We start from the raw sequence: 23,173 nt of genomic DNA on the forward strand, positions 1-23,173 counted from the left end.
ATTGCACGAGCTTAACGAGGGACACCATGACGGACATCGCGAAGTCGACGCCGAACAAAATCGAGATTGTTCAGCGTGACAATGCCTATAAAGGCTTCTACAAGCTCGATCGCCTGCAACTGCGCCACGAAAAATTCGACGGCGGCATGAGTCGGGTGATCAACCGCGAGGTGTTCGTGCGTCATGACGCCGTATGCGTGCTGCCCTACGACCCGCTGCGCGATGAGGTGGTGCTGATCGAACAGTTCCGCGTCGGCGCCATGGGCCGCGCCGATAACCCCTGGCTGGTGGAGATGGTCGCCGGCCTGATTGACAAGGATGAGCAACCCGAGGAGGTTGCACACCGCGAGGCCGAGGAGGAAGCTGGGCTGACATTCTCCGCGCTGTGGCCGATCACCAAGTATTTCCCATCGCCGGGCGGCAGTACCGAATTTGTCCACCTGTACCTGGGCCGTTGCGACAGCTCGGGCGCGGGTGGCGTCCATGGATTGGAAGAAGAAGCAGAAGATATCCGCGTCACCGCCTGGGCATTCGAAGATGCCTTGCAGGCGGTGCGCGACGGCAAGATTTCCAACGCAGCCAGCATTATCGCCCTGCAATGGCTTGCGCTTAATCGCGCGGAAGTGAGGGGGTTATGGCAGTAAAGGCACGGGAACGTTATCGAGTAGACCTGATCGGGCTGCAAGCGGCCTGCGAGGCCAACTATGCGCGGCTGATGCGCCTGCTCCCGGACATGCGCCACGCCCCCCAGGCGCGGCGCATTGCTGTCACCCATGGCGACCAGATGCTCGGCGTGCTGACCCTGGAAGTCATTCTCACCTGTCCGTACACCACCACCCTGCGGGTGCGCCAGGAACACAGCCTGCCGTGGTTGCCGGTGCCGCAACTGGAAGTACAGGTCTACCACGACGCCCGTATGGCCGAAGTGATCAGCGCCGAGCACGCACGACGCTTTCGCAGCATCTATCCTTACCCGAATGTGTTCATGCACCAGCCCGATGAGAAAGCACAGCTCAATGTGTTCCTCGGTGAATGGCTCAGCCACTGCCTGGCCTTGGGCCATGAGTTTGAAGTGGTGCGGTAGAGGTGAACTGCGTCTGCTTCCTTGGGTTTCCTCTTTGTGTCCTGCCCCAGCATAATCGCGCCAAATGTCCATTCCTGTAGTTGCCAGGGAGAGCGCCTTGCCGAGCGTATCCGCCGTGAATCCTGATGCCGTGTTGCTGGTGCAGTTGTCCGACAGCCATCTGTTTGCCGACGCTGACGCCACGCTGCTGGGCATGAACACCCGTGAAAGCCTGCAGCGGGTGGTCGAGCTGGTGCGTGCGCAACAGCCGGCCATCGACCTGATACTGGCGACCGGCGACTTGTCCCAGGACGGCACGCTGGCGTCCTATCAACAGTTTCGCGATTTGACCGCTCCCCTTGACGCCCCGGCGCGCTGGATTCCCGGCAACCACGACGAACCGCAGGTCATGGCCCAGGCTGCCATGCACAGTGATTTGCTCGAACCGGTGGTGGATATCGGCAACTGGCGTATCACCCTGCTGGATTCGGCGGTACCCGGGTCGGTACCGGGTTACTTGCAAGACGAGCAACTGCAACGGCTGGCGCAGGCCTTGAGCGAAGCGCCGGACCGCCATCACCTGGTGTCTTTCCACCATCATCCGGTGCCCATCGGCTGTGCATGGATGGAGCCGATTGGCCTGCGCAACCCCGAGGCTCTGTTTGCCGTGCTTGAGCGCTTCCCGCAGACAAAGGCATTGCTTTGGGGTCATGTGCATCAGGAAATCGACGGCGAGCGCAACGGTGTGCGACTGCTGGCTTCGCCGTCCACCTGTATCCAGTTCGCGCCGGGAAGTGAGGATTTCCAGGTCAGCGAGCAAGCGCCGGGGTATCGATGGTTGCGCTTGCATGGCGACGGACGGTTGGAAACGGGGGTGGAGCGGGTCAAAGGCTTCGCTTTTACGGTCGATTACGGCAGCAATGGCTATTAAGGCCTGCAAACGCTGATCAAAAGGTGGGAGCTGGCTTACCTGCCATGACGGTGTACCTGGCGCTGACTCGTTGACTCAATCGCCGCCATCGCAGGCAAGCCAGCTCCCACATTGGGTCCGCTTATGCCTGCATTCCCTGTAAACTGCGCCTCTTTGGCCCCAGCACGGAGAGCCCGGCATGTCCGCTTCGATCCTGTATATCCACGGCTTCAACAGTGCGCCGGCTTCCAACAAGGCCAGCCAGTTGACCACCGTGATGGGCACCCTTGGCCTGTCCGACCAGTTACGCGTACCGGCGCTGCATCACCACCCTCGTCAGGCAATTCTTCAATTGGAGCAAGCGATTGCGCAACTGGGCCGGCCACTGCTGGTCGGCAGCTCACTCGGCGGCTACTATGCAACCCATCTTGCCGAACGCCATGGCCTCAAGGCGCTGCTGGTCAACCCGGCGGTCAGTCCCCATCGGATGTTCGACGGTTACCTGGGCACCCAGAAGAACCTCTACACCGATGAGACCTGGGAGTTGACACAGGACCACGTCACGGCCTTGGCCGAGCTGGAAGTACCGGCGCCCCAGGATGCCGCGCGTTATCAGGTGTGGTTGCAGACCGGGGACGAAACCCTGGATTATCGCCTGGCCCAACAGTATTACCGGGCCTGCGCCTTGCGCATCCAGGCCGGTGGCGACCATGGTTACCAGGGGTTCGCCCAGCAATTGCCGGCACTGTTGTGCTTTGCCGGCATTGGCGCAGATCAGTTTCAATCCTTCGATTTTTCGTCACTGTAGAAAATCGCAGGTCACTTTTTAATCGAACGACTCACGACGAGACCCCATGGCCACTCCCAGCGCTAGCTCTTATAACGCCGACGCCATCGAAGTCCTCTCGGGCCTCGACCCGGTGCGCAAACGCCCCGGCATGTACACCGACACCAGTCGGCCGAACCACCTTGCCCAGGAAGTCATCGACAACAGCGTCGACGAAGCCTTGGCCGGGCACGCCAAGTCGGTGCAAGTCATCCTTCACGCCGACCATTCCCTGGAAGTGTCCGACGACGGTCGTGGCATGCCGGTGGACATTCACCCCGAAGAGGGTGTGCCGGGCGTCGAGCTGATCCTCACCAAACTGCATGCCGGCGGCAAGTTCTCCAACAAGAACTACCAGTTCTCTGGCGGTTTGCACGGCGTGGGTATTTCCGTGGTCAACGCGCTGTCGACCCTGGTGCGGGTCAAGGTCAAGCGCGATGGCAACGAGTACCAGATGACTTTCGCCGATGGCTACAAAGCCACCGACCTGGAAGTGATCGGCACCGTGGGCAAGCGCAACACCGGCACCAGCGTGTACTTTGCGCCGGACCCCAAGTATTTCGATTCGCCCAAATTCTCCATCAGCCGCCTCAAGCACGTGCTCAAGGCCAAGGCCGTGCTGTGCCCGGGGCTGCTGGTCAGCTTTGAAGACAAAGGCACCGGCGAGAAGGTCGAATGGCACTACGAAGACGGCCTGCGCTCTTACCTGGAAGACTCGGTCAGCGACTTCGAGCGCCTGCCCAACGAGCCGTTCTGCGGCAGCCTGTCGGGTAATAAAGAAGCGGTGGACTGGGCGCTGCTGTGGTTGCCCGAAGGTGGCGACAGCGTGCAGGAAAGCTACGTCAACCTGATCCCCACGGCCCAGGGCGGCACCCACGTCAACGGTTTGCGCCAAGGCTTGCTGGATGCCATGCGTGAGTTCTGCGAATACCGCAGCCTGTTGCCGCGCGGCGTCAAACTGGCGCCGGAAGACGTGTGGGAGCGCATCGCGTTCGTGCTGTCGATGAAGATGCAGGAACCGCAATTCTCCGGGCAGACCAAGGAGCGCCTGTCGTCCCGCGAGGCAGCGGCGTTTGTCTCTGGCGTGGTCAAGGACGCCTTCAGCCTGTGGCTCAACGAGCATCCGGAACTGGGCCTGGCCCTGGCGGAGCTGGCGATCAACAACGCCGGCCGGCGCTTGAAGGCGAGCAAAAAGGTCGAGCGCAAGCGCATCACCCAGGGCCCGGCACTGCCGGGCAAACTGGCCGATTGCGCCGGGCAAGACCCGATGCGTTCCGAGCTGTTCCTGGTGGAAGGTGACTCCGCCGGCGGTTCCGCCAAGCAAGCGCGGGACAAGGAGTTCCAGGCGATCCTGCCGTTGCGCGGCAAGATCCTCAACACCTGGGAAGTCGATGGCAGCGAAGTGCTGGCCAGCCAGGAAGTGCATAACATCGCGGTCGCCATCGGCGTCGATCCGGGCGCGGCAGACATGAGCCAGTTGCGCTACGGCAAGATCTGTATCCTCGCCGACGCCGACTCTGACGGCCTGCACATTGCTACCTTGCTGTGCGCGTTGTTCGTCCAGCATTTCCGCCCGTTGGTGGATGCCGGTCACGTCTACGTCGCCATGCCGCCGCTGTACCGCATCGACCTGGGCAAGGAAATTTTCTACGCCCTGGACGAAGCCGAGCGCGATGGCATCCTTGACCGCCTGGTGGCCGAGAAGAAACGCGGCAAGCCACAGGTCACGCGATTCAAGGGCCTGGGTGAAATGAACCCGCCGCAACTGCGCGAAACCACCATGGACCCGAACACCCGGCGCCTGGTGCAGTTGACCCTGGAAGACTTCGCCGCCACCTCGGAAATGATGGACATGCTGCTGGCGAAGAAACGCGCCGGCGACCGCAAGACCTGGCTTGAATCCAAAGGCAACCTGGCCGAGGTACTGGGCTGATGCGCACAGGCGTCGCCCTGGCGATCCTGATGTTGAGCGGGCTGGCGGTCACCCAGGTGGCCGCAGCCAGCGTGGCAGAGCTCAAACTGGTCTCGGAACACCCGGTTGACGGCATGCGCGGTGGGAACCTGTCGGGCCTGGCGTTGTGTGGCAACGAGCTGTGGACGGTTTCGGACCGCGATGACGACCAGATCTACCGCCTGGATACCCGTGCGCCGACCTGGAGCGCGCAAGCGCTGACGATCGACGTGCCGCCCGTGCCCGAGTCCGGCCTGCCTTGGGGCTTGCGTTCGCGCACCAAGGCAGCTTCGTTCATACGTGGTGGTGACCTGGACTTTGAAGGCATCAGTTGTGATGCCGCAGGCAACCGCTACATTGTCAGCGAAGCCCATGCCGCGGTGTTGCAGGTACCCGCAACGGGCGCACCCGAGTGGTTGAAAATCGCGCCGGGCATGGTGCGTGAAGCCAGGGCCAGTGGCATGTTGCTGCACTTTAATGCCTTGTTCGAAGGCCTGGCGGTAAACCCTGAAGGCAATCAGATCTGGCTGGCTGCCGAGCGCGAACGCCGTGGCCTGGTCTCGATCAAGCGTGGGCAGAGCGTATGGGATTGCGATGGCCGTTGTGTATTGTTGAGCGAGGCCGGCCAGGAAGTGCAACCGGCGCAGTTCCCCAACGCCAAGGCCGTGTCCAAGGACTTTGCTGACCTGTCGCTGTTCAACGGCAAGCTGTTTACCCTGGAGCGCAATGCGTTTCAGATCTGCCGGCGCGACCCGCTCACGGCCAAGGTTGAGCTGTGCTGGTCGTTTGCCGACGAAGCCCTGACGCCGCAGCGACGTTACCCGCAGTCGTATGGCCTGGCTGAAGCCCTGTTGGTGGATGCCGACGGTGCCTGGGTCGGGATCGACAACAATTTCGGCCCGCGTGCCGATGGTGAAAAACGTCCGATGGTCTATCGTTTTGCCGCTCCGGATGGCGGCTGGAGTGCCCAGCCATGAGTCGAGATTTTTTTGAATTGAATCAGCGCAGCGGCAGTTCCGCTGCGCCTTACCCCATGATGAGGCCCGCATGAGTGACATCCTCGCAGACAGCTTAGATGGCGTAGAACGCCGGTCGCTGGCTGAATTCACCGAAAATGCCTACCTCAACTACTCCATGTACGTGATCATGGACCGTGCCTTGCCGCATATCGGCGACGGCCTGAAGCCCGTGCAACGGCGCATCATCTACGCCATGAGTGAGTTGGGCCTGGACGCCGATTCCAAGCACAAGAAATCGGCGCGTACCGTCGGTGACGTGCTGGGTAAATTCCACCCCCACGGTGATTCGGCGTGCTATGAAGCCATGGTGCTGATGGCCCAGCCGTTCAGCTACCGCTATACCCTGGTGGACGGGCAGGGTAACTGGGGTGCACCGGATGACCCCAAATCCTTCGCCGCCATGCGTTACACCGAGGCGCGGCTGTCGCGTTATTCCGAAGTGCTGCTCAGCGAGCTGGGCCAGGGCACTGCCGACTGGGGGCCGAACTTTGACGGCACCCTCGACGAACCCCTGGTGTTGCCGGCGCGTTTGCCGAATATCCTGCTCAACGGCACCACCGGTATTGCGGTCGGCATGGCCACCGATGTGCCGCCGCACAACCTGCGCGAAGTCGCCACTGCCTGCGTGCGCTTGCTGGATGAGCCCAAAGCTACGGTCGAGCAGCTCTGCGAGCATATCCAGGGCCCGGATTACCCGACCGAAGCAGAAATCATCACGCCGCGCGCGGACCTGCTGAAGATGTACGAAACGGGCAAGGGCTCGGTGCGTATGCGCGCGGTGTACCACATCGAGGACGGCGACATTATTGTGACCGCGCTGCCGCACCAGGTATCGGGTGCCAAGGTGCTGGAGCAGATCGCCGCGTTGATGCAGGCCAAGCCGTCGAAATTGCCGCAAGTGGCCGACCTGCGTGACGAGTCCGACCATGAGAACCCATGCCGCATCGTGATCATCCCGACCAACAGCCGGGTGGATCATGAAGTGCTGATGCAGCACTTGTTTGCCAGCACCGACCTGGAGTCCAGCTACCGGGTCAACGTCAACATCATCGGCCTGGACGGCAAGCCGCAGTTGAAGAACCTGCGCAACCTGCTGGTTGAGTGGCTAGAGTTCCGCGTACAAACCGTGCGCCGCCGCCTGCAATTCCGCCTCGACAAGGTTGAGCGCCGCTTGCACCTGTTGGACGGCTTGCTGATCGCCTACCTCAATTTGGATGAAGTGATCCATATCATCCGTACCGCCGAGCATCCGAAGGCCGAGCTGATCGCGCGTTTCGAGCTGAGCGAAATCCAGGCGGACTACATCCTCGACACCCGCTTGCGCCAGTTGGCTCGCCTGGAAGAAATGAAGCTGCGCGACGAGCAGGATGCCCTGCTCAAGGAACAAGCCAAGCTGCAAGCCCTGCTGGGCAGCGAAGCCAAGCTCAAGAAGCTGGTGCGCAGCGAACTGATCAAAGACGCCGAAACCTATGGCGATGACCGTCGCTCGCCTATCGTCGAGCGCGCTGAAGCCAAGGCGCTGACCGAAACCGAGCTGTTGCCCAACGAGAAAATTACCGTCGTTCTGTCGGAAAAGGGTTGGGTTCGCTCCGCCAAAGGGCATGATATTGACGCCACCGGCCTTTCGTACAAAGCCGGTGATGGCTTCAAGACCGCTGCCGCCGGGCGTTCCAATCAATTCGCGGTGTTTATCGACTCGACCGGGCGCAGTTATTCGGTGCCGGCCCACACCCTGCCGTCTGCACGGGGGCAGGGCGAGCCGTTGACCGGGCGCCTCACGCCGCCACCAGGGGCGAATTTCGAGTGCGTGCTGTTGCCGGACGATGATTCGCTGTATGTCATCGCCTCCGACGCCGGTTACGGTTTCGTGGTCAAGGGTGAAGACCTGCAGGCCAAGAACAAGGCGGGCAAGGCGCTGTTGAGCCTGCCGAACAATGCCAAGGTGATCCTGCCAAGGCCGGTGGAGGATCGGGAGAGTAACTGGCTGGCGTCGGTGACCACCGAAGGGCGCTTGCTGGTGTTCAAGATCAGCGACTTGCCGCAGCTGGGCAAGGGTAAAGGCAACAAGATCATCGGGATTCCCGGTGACCGGGTGGCCAGTCGCGAGGAGTATGTGACTGACATCGCCGTGGTCCCGGAAGGTTCTACCCTGGTGCTCCAGGCCGGCAAGCGCACGTTGTCATTGCGCCCTGACGACCTTGAACACTACAAGGGTGAGCGTGGCCGGCGAGGTAACAAACTGCCACGAGGCTTCCAGCGAGTGGATGCCTTGCTGGTCGAAACGCCGGTTTAAGCGGTACTAGAGGCCTCGATCTACGATTTAACGCGTAGATCGATGCTTTCGCGCTGGAGTCATGGCGCATATTCACGGATGATATGGCCTTTCCAGCGCCGGCGTGGCCGAGCGTGTTCAGGTTATTTTTAGTATTACATTGTGGTTCGCCTTGTGGCAGCCACTTGGATGGGATGATGACTGCTCCACGCCTTCCTCTATTTTTGATGCTCGCTGGCCTTTTGGGGTTGGCGGGTTGCAGCACACATCAACCGGTGTCGCTGTACCAGCTGGACAGCGGAAGTCCGGCTCAGCCAGCCCAAACCGCTGGCATGGCCGTATTGCTGGGGCCGGTAGTGGTTGCCGATTACCTGCAACGCGAAACCCTGCTTCAACGTCAGAACGACGGCAGCCTGCAAGGTTCCACAGATGGTCGTTGGGCCGGTAGCCTGTCGTCGGATATCAACCAGTTGATGTTGCGTCAGGTCGCCGGCCAGCTGGACAGCCAGCGTGTGGTCCTGGCACCGGGACCCTCCGGGTTCACCCCGGATGTACAGGTGTTGCTGACCATTACGCGGCTGGATTCCGGCAAGTCGCAACCGGCGATCCTGGATGCACAGTGGCGCCTGATCGACCGTCGCGGGCAGGTGCGGGACAACCGCATTGTGCATCTGCAGGAAGAGCACGCCGGCACCACTGCGTCCCAGGTCCAGGCCCAGGGTGTGCTGTTGCAGCACTTGGCACAGCAGTTGTCGGTGGCGCTCAAACCATTGGCCAACCAGCCGCCGATTGCCGAAGCGCAACCGCGTAAGCAGGCCCCCGCCCAGGCCAAGCCTGCGGCCCCGGAAAAACCGAAGATGCCGATGGCCACGCCGATTCGTACGGACTTGGAAGTGTTCAGATTCTGATCTGAATGGCGCACAAACAAAAGGCCCGCTGAATAAGCGGGCCTTTTTGTTGGGCTGCGATTTAAGCTGCACCACAACCCAAATGGGGGGTGGGCTTGTGTGTGAGCGGGCTTGCTCGCGAATCAGGTGTGTCAGGGGCGCATCAGCAGACTGACACGCCGCCTTCGCGAGCAAGCCTGCTCCCACATAAGCCCAGCTCCACAGTAGGTATAACGCTATGCCTCAGGGCTTACGGGTCTCATGCATCCGCGCCAACTGACGCTCCAGCATCGACGGATACGGCTCCATCAACCGCTCCACACAACTGGCCCCTTCAGGGCTGGCAATCGGGCGGATACGTGCGCGTTGGCGGATCAGCGTGTCCTCACTGATCTTGCGCTCCACCAGCAGCAGGTTACGGCTGTGCTGGGACAAGGCCAGGGCATCCTGGGCGATTTCGGTCAGCAGCAGGTCGATCTGGCTGATGCCAAACAGGTCGTCACCCACGGTTAGACCCAGCTGCAGTTGCAGGGTAATGCCGCTGTCGGCTACTTCGATCTGCAGGGCATGGCCCAAGGCGCGCAACAGCTCGCCGCAGCAGATGGCATTGGTCAGGTAGTCCTCGCCGCTGTCTTCGCTGTGGAACAGCATCAGCGTGCTGCCATCGTTCAGGGTGTGCAGTTCGCTCTGGTAGAGCGAAGCGGCCTGGTCGAGGCAGTCACGGTAGCGTTCGAGCAGTTCGGTCAGGCGGGCGCGGGGCAGGCGGCGCAGTTGCTCCTGGGCACCCAGTTGCACGGCGAGTACAGCACTGTGCTGTGGCTCGGCGTTCTTGACCGCAACCGGTTTGGGCGCAGCGACTGGGGCGGCTGCCGAGGTGTCGCGCAGGTCGGCGAACGGGTCTTCGTCGTCCAGCTCGTCTTCCTCGGCCTTGATCACATGGCGCGGCGCAGGCTTGAGGCCGGCCACCGGGGCGCTTTCGTCGAAGCCTGGGTCGCGCAGGTCGCGCACTTCAAACTCAGGCTCGTCGTTGTAGTCCTCGGTGTCGTCGTACTCAGGCTCGGGCTCGGCTTCAGGCGCTTTCGGCTCCGGGGCAAAGCTGGTGTGGAGCTGGCGCGCGAGGTCGCCGATTTCGTCCTGGCGATCGGTGGCCGGGGTGTGTTCGTCGATATCCCGCAGCCAGATGCGCAGTTGCATCAACGGCGTGGAGATATGCCGACCAAGGCGCAGGCTCAAGGCCAGGGCCAAGGCCAGCAGGATCGCGCTCAGGATGCCCATGCTTTGCAGGCTGATGGTCATCGGCTGCTGGAACTGTTGCATATCAAGGCTGATACGCAGTTGGCCGGCCTTCACGTCCTGGAACGTGATATTGCTCTGATACAGGCCCTCGGCCTCACCGAGCAGGCCGTTTTTCGGGCGCTGCCCGGCCTCGGCCATGATCCGGTTGTCCACGCTATAGATGGCGGCGTGGGCCACCAGCGGGTTCTTGGTCAGGTTGTTGAGCAATACGTTGAGGCTGAGGATGTCGTTGGACACCAGCAACTCAGTCGCCGAAGTGGCAGTCTGGGTTGTCAGGCTCGCGCCCAGGGCGTCAGCTTGCTCGTGCATGGCCTGCTTGAACTGCAAACCCATCACGCAGGCGTAGATCACCAGGGCCAGAGCGACCAGGATCACGTTATGGCTGGCGATGCGCAATGCAATCGGTACACGGCGATGGCGCAGTGCCCGGAAGATCAGCAGGAAGAAGTTATCGGTTTTTACTGGCGTGGGCCGGTTCACTTGCGCTCGGCTCTTGGTCCGTGAAGTTGACGCGCAGTATAGCGACAGGCCCCTGGCCGGCAAAGCGCTGCCTGTGCCCGATGGTCACTGAAAGTGGGTAGAATGCGGTTTTTTTCCAGCCTGGGGGTGCGCTTTGCGCGAAATTGTCCTGATCAACATCACGGGTGAAGACCGACCGGGTCTCACCGCAGCCATTACCGGCGTCCTGGCCCAGGGTGGTGTGAACATTCTCGACATCGGCCAGGCAGTGATCCACGACACCTTGTCGTTCGGCATCCTGGTGGAGATCCCCAGCACCGAGCAGGCCTCCTCGGTACTCAAGGACATCCTGTTTACGGCGTATAAGCTCGATCAACAGGTACGTTTCACCCCGGTGTCCGAAGCTGACTACCAGCACTGGGTCGAAGGCCAGGGTAAAAAACGCCATATCGTCACCCTGTTGACCCGCAAGGTAACGGCTGAGCAGCTGCAGCGCGTCAGTTCGATCACCGCGCAATACGGATTGAATATCGACCATATTGACCGTCTGTCGGGTCGCATGCCATTGGACACCCCGGCTGACAAAGGCAAGGGCTGCATCGAGTTCTCCGTGCGCGGTGAACCGGCTGACGCGCAAGCGCTGCGCGCCGACTTCCTGAGCGTGGCCCAGGAACTGAATGTCGATATCGCCTTCCAGGAAGACTCCCTGTTCCGTCGCAACCGCCGCTTGGCGGTGTTCGACATGGACTCCACCTTGATCGAAGCCGAAGTCATCGATGAGCTGGCCAAGGCGGCCGGTGTGGGCGAGCAAGTTTCTGAGATTACCGAGCGCGCGATGGCCGGCGAGCTGGATTTTCGTGCCAGCTTCAAGGAGCGTCTTGCGCTGCTCAAGGGCCTGGACGTGGGCGTGTTGGACTCGATCGGCGCGTCGCTGCGCCTGACTGAAGGCGCCGAAACCCTGTTCGCCGAACTCAAGCGACTGGGCTACAAGACCGCCATCCTGTCCGGCGGCTTCACGTACTTCGCCAAGCAGTTGCAGGCCAAGCTGGGCATTGACTATGTATTCGCCAACGAGCTGGAAGTGGTGGATGGCAAAGTGACTGGCGTCGCGGTGGAGCCGATTGTCGACGCCCAGCGCAAGGCCGACCTGCTCAAGGAATTGGCCCATAAGGAAGGCTTGCGCCTGGAGCAGACCATTGCGGTCGGCGACGGCGCCAATGACTTGCCGATGCTGGCGATTGCCGGGTTGGGCGTGGCCTTTCGCGCCAAACCGTTGGTCAAGCAGTCAGCCAAGCAGGCGATTTCGACCTTGGGGTTGGATGGCGTGTTGTATCTGCTGGGCTTGCGTGACCGCGACGGTCAGCTATAACCCCACAGCTGATCGTTCCCACGCTCCGCGTGGGAACGCCTCCAGTGACGCTCTGCGTCACGCTTTGGGCGCAGAGCGCCTCGGGCTGCATTCCCACGCGGAGCGTGGGAACGATCAACTGCAATATCAGGCTTTAGCTGCGGCGATACCCTGGCCCATCTGCACCGGCGTACCCGCTGCCAGTTCTTCAGCCCACTTCACCTGGTCCGGCCCGAACAGCACGATGGCAGTGGAGCCCAGTTTGAAACGACCCAGTTCCGCACCCTTGTCCAGATGAATCGGCGCGCGGGCCGCTTCGTCGTAGCGGAAGGTTTTCAGCTCGCGTTTCGGCGGCGTTACCAAACCGGCCCACACGGTTTCAATCGACGCAACGATCATCGCACCTACCAACACCACGGCCATCGGGCCGCGTTCGGTGTCGAACAAGCAGACAACGCGCTCGTTACGGGCGAACAGTTCCGGCACGTTTTCGGCGGTGGTCTGGTTGACCGAGAAAATCCGCCCTGGCACATACACCATCTCGCGCAGGGTACCGGCCAGTGGCATGTGCACCCGGTGGTAGTCCTTGGGCGACAGGTAAATTGTCGCGAACTCGCCGCCCATGAACGGCGCAGCCATTGCGGCATCGCCACCGAGCAGTTCCAGCACGCTGAAGCTGTGGCCCTTGGCCTGGAAGATACGGCCATGTTCGATCGGGCCTAGCTGGCTGACCGCGCCATCGGCGGGGCTCAGGACTGCGCCAGGGGTTGGATCCAACGGGCGGGCGCCGTCTTTCAACGCACGGGTGAAGAAGGCGTTGAAGTGCTCATAGGCGCTCAGGTCTTCCACCAGGGCCTGGGACATGTCCACCTGGTAGCGCTTGGCGAACCAGGCAGTGAAGGCGTTCTTGAACCAGCGCACGCGGCACTCGGCGATACAACCGGCCAGGCGCGACAGCAAGTGGTGCGGCAGCAAGTACTGGCTGAGGATAAACAACTGCTTTTTCATAACTGTCCTTAAACCTTAAATCTCAACGGGGGTGTCGGGGTGGTTGCCCCATTCGCCCCAGGAACCGGCATAACCTTTGACTCGCGGATAACCGAGCGCCTTGGCCACCAGGTAGGTGAAGCCAGAGCGGTGGTGAGTCTGGCAGTGGGTGATGATTTCTTTGTCTTTGGTCAGCCCGAGGTCTTCGAGGATTTGCGGCATGTCACGGCGGATACGCAGGTTGCGCGTCTTGTCCATGCCGGCAGTCCATTCGAAGTTCACCGCGCCGGGAATGTGGCCGCCCTTGGCTGCGAGCACTTTCTCGCCGGAATACTCCAGCGGGCCACGAGCGTCCCAGATCCCCAGGTCGGCCGCGCCGAGGCGGCTTTGCAGGTATTCGCGGGTGGCTGTGGGGCCGTCGTGCAGCGTAAGGCTGACCGGGCCGCCGGCTGCTGGGGGCACATCGGTGGAAAGCGGGTGCCCTTCCTCCAGCCAAGCCAGCAGGCCGCCGTCGAGGTAGTGATATTTCTGGTGGCCGATCACGTCGAGCATCCAGATAAAACGCCCGGCCCAACCGCCGCCTTCGTCGTCGTAGACCACATAGGTGGCGTCCGGGGTGTGGCCCAGTTCGCCGAACAGTTTTTCCAGGTCGGCCTTGCTTGGTAGCAGGCCGGGTGCCGGTGGCTGTCCCAGTTGGGTGCGCTTGGGGTCAACGAAATGCGCGCCGGGGATATGCCCTTCGGCGTAGCGGGCGACACTGGTGAGGTCTACCAGTATCAAGTGCTTGGAATCGAGGCGACCCAACAGGTCGGCGGATTCGATCACCAGCGGCAAGCCAGAGAAGTCAGGCATGTGAGGTCTCCTGGGCACAAATGTTGGCGATAAAGGCCGGTGATTGTAGCGCAAGCATCAGGCGCTGCGGTTGGTAAAGCTGTGCAGGGCTTTCTCGATGCATTGGGCGGTTTTGCCGAACGCCTGCACGGTGGTTTCCGAGAACGGCCCGCCGCCCTGGTCCGCCACGATCAGCATGACCACACGGCCGTTGCAGCTCAGTGAGCGCAGCAGCAGATGCTCGCCAATAAACAGACGACGCAGGATCGGTGGCAGCAATGCGGAAAACTGCGCATGGTTGTCGGGGGTCAGGCGTACCTGGGCGGACTTTTCCAGCAGGCGTTGCAGCAGTGTGCTGTTCACCACATCCAGGCTCAGGTGAGCCGCGTCCTTGGGCAGGCCGTCGGCCTGGTGTACACGCAAGGTGCTCAAGGCGCGATCTGCCATGAATATCAGTACCCGCTGCATGCCACTGGCGACCAGGGCTTCCTTGGCGCAAGTGGTCAGGTGCATGGCGTTGGCAAAGCGGCTCGGCTCCACCAGCAACTCGGTGCAGCGCGTGCGCCACACGGCCAAGGCTTCGGCCGTGGGCGGTGGTGCAGGCAGCAAGCCGCGATGGACTTTCTGCACATGCCACGGCCAGATCAGCGACAGCGCCGGGTGCCAGAGATCGGGCATCAAGGTGGTGCGAGCGCTGGTCACCGCTTGCTGGTGGGCTTGCTGTTGCACATCGCTCAATGGCGTTTGCAGGTACAGCGCCGTCAGGTATTGCCAGCGCTCTGTGTGCGGGCAGGTCCAGGATTCCTGGGCCGACATCGCCAGGCCATTGGCCAGCAATACGGTATTGGCCGGCTGGTTCAGCCAGCGTCGCAGGTTGGGCTCGGCATCGAGCAATTGCTGGTGGCGCAGGGCATCGTCTTGACGGGCAATGTGCAGCGCCTTGACCAGCAGGCGTTGCTCGGCCAACAGCAACTTGTAGCCCTGTGAAACCCAGATCGGCAGGTGCCAGGCTTCGGTCAGGCCCAGGCACAGGTCGAGCAAGCGCACGCCGAACAGCTGTTGCTCGACCTGGCGTGCCGATTGGCCTTTATGGATCACCCGCAACTCCCACTCTTCCAAAAGCTTGGGGTAGGCGACGGCCATCGGCCACAGTGGCGACAAAAACAGCAGGCTGCCCCAGTGGATGTCCTGCCACAACCGCGCCAGGCGACTGCCGAACAAACCGTTAGCTTGCTGGGATGCGTGCTGGCTGATTAGCAACAGTTGACGCAAGGCCACGGGGATTTCCCGGGCGGGTACCGAAGGCAGGCGCGCCAACAGCTCTTCGGCACGTTTGAGGCCAAGACGGTTAAGTGCGACTTCAAGGTTTTCCGCAGGTTCGGCCAGGCTGCCGTGGGCTTGGCTGTTGGCTTCGCGCATCACACTCAGCACCAGGGCCGGACTGTTTTGCATTAACTCAGCAATATCTCGCAATGAACTGCGGCTATCGCGAATAGCTTTGCACACGCGTTCGTGGCTGGCCTGGGGCACGGGCAGCAGCACGTCGTCCAGGCACTTGATCCAAGCGGCGAGGGTAGTGGGGCGGTTTGTTGGGGTTGTCGTTTCAATTGCCATGATTGGGGCGCGATCATCACTTGCGTTCAACACGCCCGGAACGGGCCGAATTGGCTTTTCGCCTTAACGGGCTATAGTCTGGCGCAGTTTTGCCGATAAGTAGAACAAGAGTTTTCTGCTGCACCCAATATGTCCATGAACCCGACGGCGCAAGTACCCCTCTCCTATGGCTAAAATTATCGGCATCATTGTCGTCATCGCAAGTGTGCTCGGAGGGTACGTCCTCTCCCACGGTAAAATCGCCGCACTGATCCAGCCTTTCGAAGTGCTGATTATCGGCGGTGCCGCGTTCGGCGCATTTTTGCAGGCCAACCCAGGCTATATGACCATGCACGTGGTCAAGAAGTCCCTGGGCATGTTCAGCTCGCGCTTCTCCCACACGTTTTATCTGGAAGTGCTGGGGCTGATCTACGAGATCCTCAACAAAAGCCGCCGCGAAGGCATGATGGCGATCGAAGGCGATATCGAAGACGCCGCGGCCAGCCCGATTTTTGCCAAGTACCCGGCCGTGCTCAAAGACGAGCGCATGACCGCGTATATCTGTGATTACCTGCGCATCATGTCCTCCGGCAACATGGCGCCCCACGAGCTGGAAGGCCTGTTCGACATGGAGTTGTTCAGCCTCAAGGAAGAGCTGGAGCATCCTTCCCACGCCGTGACCGGCATCGCCGACGGCATGCCCGGTTTCGGTATTGTCGCGGCGGTACTGGGTATCGTGGTGACCATGGCGTCCCTGGGCGAAGGCGATCAGGCGGCCATCGGCATGCACGTAGGTGCGGCGCTGGTGGGGACCTTCTTCGGTATTCTCGCCGCCTATGGTTTCTTCGGCCCGCTCGCCACCTCCCTGGCCCACGATGCCAAGGAAGAAATCAACCTCTACGAAGCGATCAAGGCGTGCCTGGTGGCATCGGCCTCGGGCATGCCGCCGTCGCTGGCTGTGGAGTTCGGGCGCAAGGTGCTGTACCCGAAACATCGCCCAAGCTTCTCCGAGCTGGAACAAGCGGTTCGCGGTCGCTAAGCCATGGAAAACAACCAGCCGATCATCATCAAGCGCGTCAAGCGCTTCGCTGCGGGGCACCATGGCGGCGCCTGGAAAATCGCCTTCGCCGACTTTGCCACGGCGATGATGGCGTTCTTCCTGGTGTTGTGGCTGATGTCCACCGCTACGCCAGAACAGAAAATCGCCATCGCCGGCTACTTCAAGGACCCGATTGGCTTTTCGGAAAGCGGTACGCCGTTTGTCATTGACCTGGGCGGCTCGCCGGAACTGGCGCCCGAGCGCACCATCAACCCGGAAGTGCAAACTGAATCGCCTCAGGAAAAAATCCCGATCGAGCGCGACACTGTCGAATCCATGGCCGAGCAGGTCGAACAGGAGCGACTGGAACTGTTGCTGCAGGAATTGCAGAACAAGGTTGAAGAAAACCCACAGTTGCTGAAGTTCAAGGACCAGATTTCCTTCGAGATCACCCCCGAGGGGCTGCGCATCCAGATTACCGATGCCGCCAACCGGCCGATGTTCGACTCGGGCAGTGCGCGCTTGAAGCCGTACTTTGAAGACATCCTGCTGGCCATGGCTGACACCATCAAGGCGGTGCCCAACAAGATCAGCATCAGCGGGCACACCGACGCCAAGCCCTACGCGGGCCAGGGTGATTTCGGCAACTGGGAACTCTCGGCCAACCGCGCCAATGCTGCCCGACGTGCGCTGGTGGCCGGCAGCTACCCGGACCCGCAAGTGGCGCGGGTGGTGGGCTTTGCCTCCTCGCAGCTGTTTGATCCCAAAGACCCGTACAACCCGGTCAACCGCCGTATCGACATCGTGGTGCTGACCAAAAAAGCCCAGCGTGCGATTGAGGGTGATCAACCACCGCTACCGGCACCGACCCAGGGCGACGGTGCGCCAGGCGAAGTGCCGGCCGACCCGAACGCGCTGCCTCCGGAGCAGGAACCGCTGCCAGCCCATGAGCTGCGCCAGAAGCTGAACCTGTTTGATGACGGGGGCGTCAAGGATCCTACGGCGCCTGCACCGGGGTCATAGTTGATCTAAGCGCTGGAAACGTAAACGCCCCGATCATTCGGGGCGTTTTCATGTGTGTTCAAAGTGGGAGGTACGCTTTGACACCACTGACTACGCCTCGCATGTCGTCGGCGCACAGGCGTGGGACGAAGTACTCTCGACCTTTGGAGCGAGTCTTTCTATGCAACTTGTCGAGGCGCTCAAAGCTGACGGTATAAATCATGTCGCACTTCACCCATAGCTCTTTATAGCCATCGGATTGAAGTGGATTGGTGCGTAGCAAATGGTGCCAGTCGTATTGGGTCGCTGGTGCAGTAGAGGAGATTGGCACCACGGTGCAGAGCTTGCGACTGTGGGTCGCGGTAGGAGATATCACTACGACTTTGCGGATCTTCAGCATTTCCGGGGCGACAAAGCCTCGGGTGAAGTCACACAGCAAAACGTCGCCTTGTTTGGGGTGATAGTAGAGAGCCAAATGTTAATTCCCCACAAAAAGCAAAGCCGCCCGAAGGCGGCTTCATTCGACACGCAGTGGAGCTTGCTTCGCCCCTTCTGCGCCGCTGGATCAACTCTGAAAAGGATCCAGACTCCTGCCAGCTTTCGCTGGTGACGGAGCAATTATGAGCATCAGGAAATCCGAATACAAGCTGGCATGTGCGTATCAGCCACCCAGTTGACTCGAATTCTTGATGCCTGCTCCTGTTAAATCAATGGGCTAGGGCTTTCAGCCCGCTGGTTTATGTGTATCAAGAAATTGACCGTCAATAGCTGCTCTCAGGCAAGCTCGCAATAATCGACCGATAGCTGTTCATCCGCTGCTGCTGCACGCGCCCATCTTCCAGTGCCTTGAGCAACGCACAACCCGGCTCGCGGTCGTGTTTGCAGTCGCGGAAGCGGCAGGTGCCGATCAGGTCGTTGAACTCGATGAAGCCCGCTTCCACATCGCTGCGGCTGACGTGGCCCAAGCCGAATTCACGGATACCCGGTGAGTCAATCAACTCGCCGCCGCCCGGGAAGTGGAACAACCGCGCGGTGGTGGTGGTGTGGGTGCCCTGGCCGGACAGTTCCGACAGCGGGCCCACGCGGGTTTCGACTTCCGGCAACAGGCTGTTGACCAGCGACGACTTGCCCACGCCTGACTGGCCGACGAACACGCTGATCCGCCCGTCCAACTGCCGTTGCAGCTGTTCCATGCCGTTGCCGTGGTGAGCCGACACTTCCAGCACCGGGTAGCCCAGGGTGCGGTAGACCGCCAGCAACGCATTGAGCGCCGGGGCGTTCTGCTCGTCGATCAGGTCGAATTTGTTCAGCAGCAGCAACGGGCGGATGCCAGCATGCTCGGCCGCGACCAAGTAGCGGTCGATCAGGTTGGCATGGGGCTCGGGCAGTGGCGCGAACACGATCACGATCATGTCAACGTTGGCCGCCACCGGCTTGAGCTGCCCACGGCTGTCGGGGCGGCGCAGCTCGGTACTGCGCGGCAACTGGGCGACGATGACGCCGATGCCCTGGTTGCCGGCACGCCACACCACCTTGTCGCCGGTGACCAGTGCGGGCAGGTTGGCGCGCAAGTGGCAACGGAACACCTGGCCCGCGAGTTCGCCTTCGAGCGCCTCGACTTCGACTTGCACACCAAAGTGCGCGATCACCAAGCCGGTTTGTTCGGGCCCCAGGTCGCCGCCCTCGAGCGCTTCCACGGCGGAGGATTCACGTTTGGCGGCGCGGGCGGCGCGTTCACCTTGAATCTTTTCGATGCGCCAGTTTTGGCGACGGTTGAGCTGGCGTTTGGCCATTGGTGTTCCGTGTCGATAATGCAAAAGTTGGGTAAAACGGTCGCGAGTCTAGCACGCCCCCGCCTGCTAAACTGCCCGGCTACGCCAAGGTGCCAAGAGAATCAAGCCATGCAAAACCCACAGAACCTGATTTGGATCGATCTGGAAATGACCGGTCTGAACCCCGACACCGACGTCATCATCGAGATGGCGACCATTGTCACCGACAGCAACCTCAACACCTTGGCCGAAGGCCCGGTGATCGCCATCCACCACAGCGACGCCGTACTCGCCACCATGGACGAGTGGAACACCCGCACCCACGGTAACTCCGGGCTGACCCAGCGCGTGCGCGACAGCCGCATCAGCATGGCCGAAGCCGAGGCCGAAACCATCGCCTTCCTGGAAAAATGGGTGCCCAAGGGCAAATCGCCGATCTGCGGCAACAGCATCTGCCAGGACCGTCGCTTCCTTTATACGCACATGAAGGGGCTGGAAAGTTATTTCCACTACCGCAACCTGGACGTGTCGACCTTGAAGGAACTGGCTGCGCGTTGGGCGCCGGAAGTCAAAGACAGCTTCCATAAAGGCAGCACGCACCTGGCGCTGGATGATATTCGCGAGTCGATTGCCGAGTTGCAGCATTACCGCAAGCATTTCATCAAGGCTTGATTCTGCGGCGCCAGTGAATGCGCCATCGCAGGCAAGCCAGCTCCCACATTTGGCTGCATTCGTAAATTCAAAGTGTGGGAGCTGGCTTGCCTGCGATACAGGCGACGCGGTTTATCGCCAAGTGCCCCCTTTTGGTGCCCTCGGCAAATGATTAGACTGCCGGCCTCTCTGTCAGGATCGCCATCATGTTGCTGATGCTCTACCTCGTCGCCATCACCGCCGAAGCCATGACTGGCGCCCTGTCTGCGGGGCGGCGTGGCATGGACTGGTTTGGCGTGGTGCTGATCGCTTGCGTGACAGCCCTGGGCGGCGGTTCGGTGCGCGATGTGTTGCTCGGCCACTACCCGCTGACCTGGGTCAAACACCCGGAGTACCTGGTGTTGACCTCCGTTGCGGCATTGGTGACGATCTTTATCGCGCCCTTGATGCGCCACCTGCGCTCGCTGTTCCTGGCGCTGGATGCGGTGGGGTTGGTGGCCTTCACCCTGATCGGCTGCATGACCGCCCTGGAAATGGGCCACGGTATGTTGGTGGCGTCGGTCAGCGGGGTCATCACCGGGGTATTCGGCGGCATCCTGCGGGATATCTTCTGTAACGACATCCCGCTGATCTTCCGTCGCGAGCTGTATGCCAGCGTGTCTTTCCTGGCAGCGTGGTTCTACCTGCTGTGTCTGTACCTGGAGCTGCCCAGCGAGCAAGCGATTCTGTTGACGCTGTTCAGTGGCTTCCTGTTACGCCTGCTGGCGATCCGGTTTCACTGGGAAATGCCCAAGTTCGTCTACAACGACGATGTGCACTAGCGCGCAGCGTGTTGCTCCAGCGCCCATTCCACGTGTTCGCGTACCAACTCCGACGGGTAGTCCCGCCGCGCCTTCAAGGCTTCCAGCACTGGAATGCTGGAGGGCGCATTACCCAGGCCCACCGCCAGGTTGCGTAACCAGCGCTCGTAACCGGCGCGGCGCAGGGGCGAGCCCTCGGTGCTGCTGAGGAATTTATCCTCGTCCCACATAAACAATTCGGCCAGTTCTGCGTTATTCAGATTGTGCCGTGGCTTGAAATCGCTTTCGGCGGTGGGTCGGGCGAAACGATTCCACGGGCAAACGATCTGACAGTCATCGCAGCCAAATACCCGGTTACCAATCAGTGGGCGCAGATCTTCGGGGATGGCACTCTTGAGTTCGATGGTCAGGTACGAAATGCAGCGTCGCGCGTCCAGCACGTAAGGGCCAACGAAGGCGTTGGTGGGGCAGATGTCCAGGCACGCCGTGCAGCGGCCGCAGTGTTCTGTGGCGTGGGGTGGGTCTACCGGCAACGGTAAATCGACAAACAGTTCGCTCAGGAAGAAATAACTGCCGGCCTTGCGGTTGAGAACCAGGGTGTTTTTACCGATCCAGCCCAGGCCCGCTTGCTCGGCAATGGCTTTTTCCAGGACGGGCGCGCTGTCGACAAAGGCGCGAAAGCCGAACGGCCCGATCTGCGCCTGGATGCGGTCGGCCAGTTGCTGCACGCGCTTGCGGATCAGCTTGTGGTAGTCGCGGCCCAGGGCGTAGCGCGATATATAGGCTTTTTCCGGCTGGGCCAGTAGTTGCGCCATCTGGGTGTCGCCGGGCAGGTAGTCCATGCGCAGTGACACCACGCGCAAGGTGCCGGGCACCAGCTCGTCGGGGTGGGAGCGTTTGCTGCCGTGGGCGCCCATGTATTCCATCTCGCCGTGGTAACCCGCGTCGAGCCAGCGTTGCAGGTGCTGTTCATGCTCAGCCAGGTCGAGGCCGCTGATGCCGACTTGCTGAAAGCCCAGCTCGCGACCCCAGTCTTTGATCGATTGGGCGAGGGCGGGCAGATCGGAGGTAATAGCAGGCATGAGACACGGGAAACCACAGGTTAGATGCGTATAATTCTGCCAGACATCGGAGCTTGAAGACGCATGCCTCAGACAAAACACCCAATTACCGACGTTCAGTTGTTGTTGCCCGGCCATTTGCCGCAACTGGCTGCGCGCTCCCGGGACGCCCATAAGGGCCAATTCGGCCACCTGCTGGTCATCGGTGGTGACCGTGGCGTTGGCGGCGCGGCGTTGCTGAGCAGCGAAAGCGCCTTGCGCAGCGGCGCCGGCATGGTCTCGCTGGCGACGCGGCCGGAACACGTGCCGGCCGCTCTGGCTCGGCTGCCGGAGGTCATGGCCGTCGGCGTGAGCTCGGCCAACCAGTTGATGGGCCTGCTGGAAAAAATCTCGGTGATCGTCATTGGCCCAGGCCTCGGCGATGCCGCCTGGGGCAAGAGCTTGTTGTCGGTCGCGGCCAATGCCAGCCTGGCGCAGGTGTGGGATGCCGATGCGCTCAATCAACTGGCCACTGGCAGCGTCGAGCTGCCGGCCAACTGTGTGATTACCCCTCATCCGGGCGAAGCTGCGCGTTTGTTGGGGCTCTCGACAGCCGAGGTTCAGGCTGATCGCCTTAAGGTGGCGCGCGCGTTGAGCCAAAGATTCAATGCCGTGACTATCCTCAAGGGTGCTGGCAGTTTGATTGCCAGCCCGGATGGGCGTGTGTCGCGGTGTGATCAAGGCCACCCGGCGATGGCAACAGCTGGGCTCGGTGATGTTTTGGCCGGTCTGGTCGGGGCGCTATTGGCTCAGGGTATGCCCGCGTACGAAGCGAGCTGCCTGGCCGTGTGGTTGCACGCGACCGCCGGAGACCGCCAGGGCAGTTTTGGTCGCGGCTTGGCAGCCAGCGACCTGATGCCCGCCATTCGTCAATTGCTGGAGGAGCAGTCGCCGTGCCTGAAGTAATTCTTTTCCTGGCAGATGAAGAGGCCATGGTCGCGTTGGGTCAGCGTATTTCGCAGGTCACGCAAGGGGCCGGGTTGATCTTTCTCGAGGGCGATCTGGGCGCAGGCAAAACCACATTGTCCCGGGGGATTATTCGCGGCCTTGGCCATACCGGCGCGGTAAAAAGCCCGACCTTCACGTTGGTCGAGCCTTACGAGATCGGCGACGTGCGTGCTTTCCACTTCGACCTCTATCGCCTGGTCGATCCGGAAGAGTTGGAGTTCATGGGCATCCGTGATTACTTCGACGATGATGCGCTGTGCCTGATCGAGTGGCCAAATAAAGGCACAGGCTTTTTGCCAAAGCCGGACCTGACCATTACCATTACGCCGCATGAGCACGGACGTCAGCTGAAGTTGTTGCCCCAGAGCCCACGCGCTGAGTCGTGGTGTGCTGCTCTGGCATTGGAATTCAAATAATTG

The 23,173-nt window shown here is 61.2% G+C and carries 22 protein-coding genes; 15 read left to right on the forward strand and 7 right to left on the reverse strand.

The window, feature by feature from the left end; all coding sequences use genetic code 11:
• Window positions 1-26 precede the first annotated feature (26 nt).
• From JMV15_RS13305 to JMV15_RS13340, 8 genes are all read left to right on the forward strand, one after another.
• Complete coding sequence (locus JMV15_RS13305; RefSeq protein WP_014716649.1) at window positions 27-644, forward strand: NUDIX domain-containing protein; 618 nt, start codon at window positions 27-29, stop codon at window positions 642-644.
• Window positions 635-1,084: a DUF1249 domain-containing protein gene (locus tag JMV15_RS13310; protein WP_003188022.1), complete on the forward strand. Its 450-nt coding sequence runs from the start codon at window positions 635-637 to the stop codon at window positions 1,082-1,084. Before JMV15_RS13305 ends, JMV15_RS13310 begins: the two co-directional genes overlap by 10 nt.
• Before the next feature lie 97 nt (window positions 1,085-1,181).
• Window positions 1,182-1,994: a 3',5'-cyclic-AMP phosphodiesterase gene (gene cpdA, locus JMV15_RS13315; protein ID WP_038448625.1), complete on the forward strand. Its 813-nt coding sequence runs from the start codon at window positions 1,182-1,184 to the stop codon at window positions 1,992-1,994.
• Between the two features lie 178 nt (window positions 1,995-2,172).
• Window positions 2,173-2,781 (forward strand): YqiA/YcfP family alpha/beta fold hydrolase, encoded by a 609-nt coding sequence (locus tag JMV15_RS13320; protein WP_014716651.1) that lies wholly within the window; start codon window positions 2,173-2,175, stop codon window positions 2,779-2,781.
• Window positions 2,782-2,827: 46 nt separating this feature from the next.
• A complete protein-coding gene (gene parE, locus JMV15_RS13325; RefSeq protein ID WP_003188026.1) occupies window positions 2,828-4,732 on the forward strand; it encodes a DNA topoisomerase IV subunit B in 1,905 nt (634 codons plus the stop codon).
• A complete protein-coding gene (locus JMV15_RS13330; RefSeq protein WP_020301637.1) occupies window positions 4,732-5,727 on the forward strand; it encodes an esterase-like activity of phytase family protein in 996 nt (331 codons plus the stop codon). Before parE ends, JMV15_RS13330 begins: the two co-directional genes overlap by 1 nt.
• A gap of 70 nt (window positions 5,728-5,797) precedes the next feature.
• Window positions 5,798-8,062, forward strand: coding sequence for a DNA topoisomerase IV subunit A (gene parC / locus JMV15_RS13335; protein WP_020301636.1), 2,265 nt, complete (start codon window positions 5,798-5,800; stop codon window positions 8,060-8,062).
• Window positions 8,063-8,235: 173 nt separating this feature from the next.
• Window positions 8,236-8,949: a PqiC family protein gene (locus JMV15_RS13340; protein ID WP_032873461.1), complete on the forward strand. Its 714-nt coding sequence runs from the start codon at window positions 8,236-8,238 to the stop codon at window positions 8,947-8,949.
• A gap of 222 nt (window positions 8,950-9,171) precedes the next feature.
• Here the strand turns inward: JMV15_RS13340 and JMV15_RS13345 are convergent, their stop codons facing one another.
• Window positions 9,172-10,704: a HAMP domain-containing protein gene (locus tag JMV15_RS13345; protein ID WP_060767946.1), complete on the reverse strand. Its 1,533-nt coding sequence runs from the start codon at window positions 10,702-10,704 to the stop codon at window positions 9,172-9,174.
• Between the two features lie 133 nt (window positions 10,705-10,837).
• Here JMV15_RS13345 and serB point away from each other — a divergent pair, with 133 nt between their 5' ends.
• On the forward strand, window positions 10,838-12,052 hold the full coding sequence (gene serB / locus JMV15_RS13350) for a phosphoserine phosphatase SerB (protein WP_003188034.1): 1,215 nt from the start codon (window positions 10,838-10,840) through the stop codon (window positions 12,050-12,052).
• 126 nt (window positions 12,053-12,178) lie between these two features.
• Here serB and asd read toward each other — a convergent pair whose 3' ends face one another.
• From asd to JMV15_RS13365, 3 genes are read right to left on the reverse strand one after another with little or no spacing between them, the layout of a single operon-like run.
• On the reverse strand, window positions 12,179-13,039 hold the full coding sequence (gene asd, locus JMV15_RS13355; protein ID WP_102666004.1) for an archaetidylserine decarboxylase: 861 nt from the start codon (window positions 13,037-13,039) through the stop codon (window positions 12,179-12,181).
• A 15-nt stretch (window positions 13,040-13,054) separates the two neighbouring features.
• Window positions 13,055-13,870, reverse strand: a complete 816-nt coding sequence (locus tag JMV15_RS13360) for a rhodanese-like domain-containing protein (protein ID WP_102666003.1) — start codon at window positions 13,868-13,870, stop codon at window positions 13,055-13,057.
• Window positions 13,871-13,927: 57 nt separating this feature from the next.
• On the reverse strand, window positions 13,928-15,463 hold the full coding sequence (locus tag JMV15_RS13365) for an HDOD domain-containing protein (protein WP_102666002.1): 1,536 nt from the start codon (window positions 15,461-15,463) through the stop codon (window positions 13,928-13,930).
• A gap of 166 nt (window positions 15,464-15,629) precedes the next feature.
• On the opposite strand from JMV15_RS13365, the gene motA reads away from it, so the two are divergent.
• Together motA and motB are read left to right on the forward strand one after the other, a co-directional pair.
• On the forward strand, window positions 15,630-16,481 hold the full coding sequence (gene motA, locus JMV15_RS13370) for a flagellar motor stator protein MotA (RefSeq protein ID WP_003188041.1): 852 nt from the start codon (window positions 15,630-15,632) through the stop codon (window positions 16,479-16,481).
• Window positions 16,482-16,484: 3 nt separating this feature from the next.
• On the forward strand, window positions 16,485-17,504 hold the full coding sequence (motB, locus tag JMV15_RS13375) for a flagellar motor protein MotB (protein WP_014716660.1): 1,020 nt from the start codon (window positions 16,485-16,487) through the stop codon (window positions 17,502-17,504).
• A 58-nt stretch (window positions 17,505-17,562) separates the two neighbouring features.
• On the opposite strand, the gene JMV15_RS13380 is transcribed toward motB, so the two are convergent.
• Together JMV15_RS13380 and rsgA are read right to left on the reverse strand one after the other, a co-directional pair.
• A complete protein-coding gene (locus tag JMV15_RS13380; protein WP_014716661.1) occupies window positions 17,563-17,958 on the reverse strand; it encodes a type II toxin-antitoxin system PemK/MazF family toxin in 396 nt (131 codons plus the stop codon).
• A 286-nt stretch (window positions 17,959-18,244) separates the two neighbouring features.
• Entirely contained in the window at window positions 18,245-19,276 is a 1,032-nt protein-coding gene (gene rsgA / locus JMV15_RS13385; RefSeq protein ID WP_102666001.1) for a small ribosomal subunit biogenesis GTPase RsgA, read from the reverse strand.
• Between the two features lie 108 nt (window positions 19,277-19,384).
• On the opposite strand from rsgA, the gene orn reads away from it, so the two are divergent.
• Both orn and JMV15_RS13395 read left to right on the forward strand, forming a co-directional pair.
• Entirely contained in the window at window positions 19,385-19,927 is a 543-nt protein-coding gene (gene orn / locus JMV15_RS13390) for an oligoribonuclease (RefSeq protein ID WP_003171343.1), read from the forward strand.
• A gap of 182 nt (window positions 19,928-20,109) precedes the next feature.
• Window positions 20,110-20,727 (forward strand): trimeric intracellular cation channel family protein, encoded by a 618-nt coding sequence (locus tag JMV15_RS13395; protein ID WP_169913170.1) that lies wholly within the window; start codon window positions 20,110-20,112, stop codon window positions 20,725-20,727.
• Here the strand turns inward: JMV15_RS13395 and queG are convergent.
• A complete protein-coding gene (gene queG, locus JMV15_RS13400; RefSeq protein ID WP_060767948.1) occupies window positions 20,724-21,788 on the reverse strand; it encodes a tRNA epoxyqueuosine(34) reductase QueG in 1,065 nt (354 codons plus the stop codon). The two genes, JMV15_RS13395 and queG, sit on opposite strands and share 4 nt — an antisense overlap.
• A gap of 63 nt (window positions 21,789-21,851) precedes the next feature.
• Here queG and JMV15_RS13405 point away from each other — a divergent pair, with 63 nt between their 5' ends.
• Both JMV15_RS13405 and tsaE read left to right on the forward strand, forming a co-directional pair.
• Window positions 21,852-22,712 carry an NAD(P)H-hydrate dehydratase gene (locus tag JMV15_RS13405; RefSeq protein WP_102666000.1) on the forward strand — a complete coding sequence of 287 codons (861 nt, stop codon included), beginning with the start codon at window positions 21,852-21,854 and terminating at the stop codon, window positions 22,710-22,712.
• Window positions 22,700-23,170, forward strand: coding sequence for a tRNA (adenosine(37)-N6)-threonylcarbamoyltransferase complex ATPase subunit type 1 TsaE (gene tsaE / locus JMV15_RS13410; protein ID WP_014716665.1), 471 nt, complete (start codon window positions 22,700-22,702; stop codon window positions 23,168-23,170). Before JMV15_RS13405 ends, tsaE begins: the two co-directional genes overlap by 13 nt.
• The last annotated feature ends 3 nt before the right edge of the window (window positions 23,171-23,173 follow it).

Source organism: Pseudomonas paracarnis, assembly GCF_904063055.1.
In the GTDB taxonomy this organism is placed as follows: Bacteria; Pseudomonadota; Gammaproteobacteria; order Pseudomonadales; family Pseudomonadaceae; genus Aquipseudomonas; species Aquipseudomonas paracarnis.